4 protein-coding genes are annotated in these 2,409 nt (G+C 51.4%); 2 read left to right on the top strand and 2 right to left on the bottom strand.

The window, feature by feature from the left end:
• On the bottom strand, positions 1–923 hold a 923-nt coding region (locus ABYW01_RS19470), incomplete at its 3' end, for a nitrite/sulfite reductase (protein ID WP_372836023.1).
• Positions 924–1,149: 226 nt separating this feature from the next.
• Here ABYW01_RS19470 and ABYW01_RS19465 point away from each other — a divergent pair.
• Together ABYW01_RS19465 and ABYW01_RS19460 are read left to right on the top strand one after the other, a co-directional pair.
• A complete protein-coding gene (locus ABYW01_RS19465) occupies positions 1,150–1,584 on the top strand; it encodes an HIT family protein (protein WP_372836021.1) in 435 nt (144 codons plus the stop codon).
• Between the two features lie 2 nt (positions 1,585–1,586).
• A complete protein-coding gene (locus tag ABYW01_RS19460; RefSeq protein ID WP_372836020.1) occupies positions 1,587–2,003 on the top strand; it encodes a DUF1294 domain-containing protein in 417 nt (138 codons plus the stop codon).
• A gap of 9 nt (positions 2,004–2,012) precedes the next feature.
• Here the strand turns inward: ABYW01_RS19460 and ABYW01_RS19455 are convergent.
• On the bottom strand, positions 2,013–2,409 hold a 397-nt coding region (locus ABYW01_RS19455), incomplete at its 5' end, for a LysR substrate-binding domain-containing protein (RefSeq protein ID WP_372836018.1).

Here is a 2,409-nt window from a genome sequence, read left to right as displayed (position 1 = left end):
GGTAAATCGCTGTCTGCTTCGAATGTTTCATAATCCGGTGCAGAGAAGAAGGACTGGGCGTATTGGATCTCCTCATTGCTAAGCTGGGGATCGGCTGCGTAGTTACGCTCGAACTCCTGTTCTACCTGACGGGTAAATTCCTCGGTTCCCAGGCTGCTGACCAGAATTTTGATACGTGCTTTGTATTTGTTATCCCGACGACCATAGCGGTTATAGACCCTCAGAATCGCTTTGAGATAACCCAATAGCTGCGTTTGGGGCAAGAACTCACGGATCAGACTGCCCAGCATCGGGGTGCGGCCCAGTCCTCCGCCCGCCCAAACGTTAAATCCGAGCTCGCCACTGTCTGAACGCACGAGTCGCAGGCCGATGTCGTGTAAGCGGATTGAAGCGCGGTCCTCTTCGGCACCGATCACGGCAATTTTGAACTTGCGGGGCAGGAAGGCGAATTCCGGATGGAGCGTCGACCACTGGCGGATGATCTCGCAATAGGGGCGTGGATCGGCCACTTCATCGTCGACGACACCCGCTATCGGGTCTGAGGTGGTGTTACGGATGCAGTTTCCGCTGGTCTGGATTGCATGCATCTCTGCGCTTGCCAGTTCATCCAGAATATCGGGTACATCGGTGAGTTCCACCCAGTTGAACTGCACGTTCTGTCGAGTGGTGATGTGGCAGTAATTGCGATCGTAGGTCTTACAGATCTTTGCCAGCATGCGCAGCTGTGTGGAGGAGAGCATGCCGTAGGGCACCGCAACCCGTAGCATCGGGGCATGCTTCTGCACGTAAAGTCCGTTTTGTAAACGCAGAGGTAAAAAGGCTTCTTCGCTGATATCGCCGTTCAGATAACGTTCCATCTGATGTCTGAATTGCAGAACCCGGTTTTGTACAACCTGGTGGTCTAATTCATCGTACTGATACATGCTGGAAAAGGTCTCGCTTGGAAAGGGCAGTCATTGATCCCATTAGAGTAAAGCGAGCGTTGAAACGAGCACAGATACAAAATAGTTAATGTTTAAGGGTACAGATTTTGAGGGGCCGTGGCTGAAAGGCCTATGGGTTCCCTGAGCAATAGGGTGTTATGTTGAGATCGGATTTGTAAGATAGGCACCGTTACCCTTGAGTCATTCACACGAAAGGAAGTCTGCGATGAACCCTGCATACGATGAGAACAACGTTTTTGCTCAGATTCTGAGGGGTGAAGCTCCCTGTATCAAACTGTACGAAGATGACCAAACGTTGGCGATTATGGACATCATGCCGCAGACCCATGGACATGTGCTGGTGATCCCTAAAGAACCTGCGATCACCTTATACGACCTATCGGAAGCGTCTGCCAATGCCTGTCTGAAAACCGTGCGGCTGATGGGGCGTGCCGTTGAGAAAGCGATGGGAATCAACGGTTCCACACTGTTTCAGCATAACGGACGTGTCGCTGGACAGAGTGTTCCGCACTTTCATTTTCATATCTTCCCCGGATCACTGAAGGGGCTTTTCGAACACGCCAAGCGGTTTGAAGATCCAAACGTATTGGAAGAAAATGCCCGCAAAATCATTGCAGCACTCGAAACCCTGGATCACTGAACGTGGCAACCCGTATCACTAAACTGCAAACAATCCGCACGTCGGGTCTGCTAACCTGCGCGGCAGCCATATTCCTAAGCACGGTGGTTGCGGCGACATATTTTGCGTGGATTCCAATGCCATTGGGTGTGGTTTATCTTGCGCTGAGTCTGCTGACCTTTGGCGTTTATGCGATCGATAAATCAAAAGCTAAACGTGGCGGCTGGCGAATTCCGGAAAAAACGCTGCACCTTTTATCGCTGGTGGGCGGTTGGCCCGGCGCGTTGTTAGCGCAACAGCTGCTGCGCCATAAATCGAGCAAAACCTCTTTTCGAATTGTTTTTTGGCTGACCTTATGCATTAACCTGGGGGCGATAGGGTGGATGATGTCCCCTGACGGGCAGGCATCTATACACTCATTGATAGCGGTAGTGTCTTAGGCGCAGATATCAACGGTGAACTGCGCTCGCCAGTAGTAGGTTATAGAGCTGCATGGCTGCGGGTCCTGTTTGTCCCATTTTGGGCGCGACCAAATGAATAGGCACTTGAAACTGAGTGCCGCCGAGCAACGGTAGTTTTGTTATCTGAGCGCAATCGTTATCGGTCAGAAGATGGCTAGGCACCCGACAAAAACCAAGGCCTGCCCTAACGGCGTCAAACGCATGGTCAAAACTGTCTACGGTGATCCGCTGCTGTGACTTCAACCAGCCGGCATCCTGCTTGGTTGCATCAGCCCCTGTTCCTAAGTCGCGTACAACAATCTGAGTCGTATTGAGCAGATCTTCCTGACATAGAAGGTCTTTTTCAGCTAAGGGGTGTTGAAGCGATGCGATTAATATCATTGTG

Source organism: Pontibacterium sp. (genome assembly GCF_041587635.1).
GTDB lineage: Bacteria > Pseudomonadota > Gammaproteobacteria > Pseudomonadales > Balneatricaceae > Pontibacterium.
This window is presented reverse-complemented; position numbering and strand designations above follow the sequence as displayed.